At 48.7% G+C, this 636-nt stretch carries 1 protein-coding gene; it reads left to right on the plus strand.

Annotation, left to right across the window (positions count from 1 at the left end; translation table 11 throughout):
- Positions 1-472 (plus strand): Rpn family recombination-promoting nuclease/putative transposase (locus DDT56_RS24260; RefSeq protein WP_136168896.1); only part of this gene is annotated, 472 nt, incomplete at its 5' end.
- Positions 473-636: the final 164 nt, after the last annotated feature.

Here is a 636-nt window from a genome sequence, read left to right on the forward strand (position 1 = left end):
CCCGTTGGTCGATCTCACCGTCATCCCCGATGACGAAATCAAAACTCACAGCAAGGCGGCGCCGCTGGAACTGGTACAAAAACATATCCGCCAGCGGGACATACTGGAACTGGTCCAGGATATCGGGTTATTATTTGGTCAATGGGCGCCGCCCCCTGAACTGCGAAAGGCGTTACTGGTTTATATTATTAAATCCGGCAATACTCGCTCAGTGCCGCATTTCACCCAGGTCTTAACGGAAAAACTACCCCAGCACCGGGAGGAAATTATGACCATCGCACAGCAACTGGAACAGATCGGTTTTAAAAAGGGAATGCAGCAGGGAATGGAGAAAGGTATAGAAAAGGGAATCAAAACCAGTACCCGGCAAATCGCCCGCCAATTATTGCTCAAAGGCATGGATAAAGAGACCGTGCAGCAAATTACCGGGCTTACGCCTGAGGAAGTAATGCAGTTGGCTGAAAAAGAATAATGAGACTACTATCTTGTGGCCCTCAGTGCCATAAGCAGGCATCTTAGATAACCAACGCATTGCTTCATAAACACTCCCTGAGAGGACGTAATAACGCCAACCAGATATTTGATGCTGCATCGCAAACTTCCGCTCGCCCCTGCAAACGCATAAGATTTTCCCAG

Source organism: Brenneria corticis (assembly GCF_003115855.1).
In the GTDB taxonomy this organism is placed as follows: Bacteria; Pseudomonadota; Gammaproteobacteria; order Enterobacterales; family Enterobacteriaceae; genus Brenneria; species Brenneria corticis.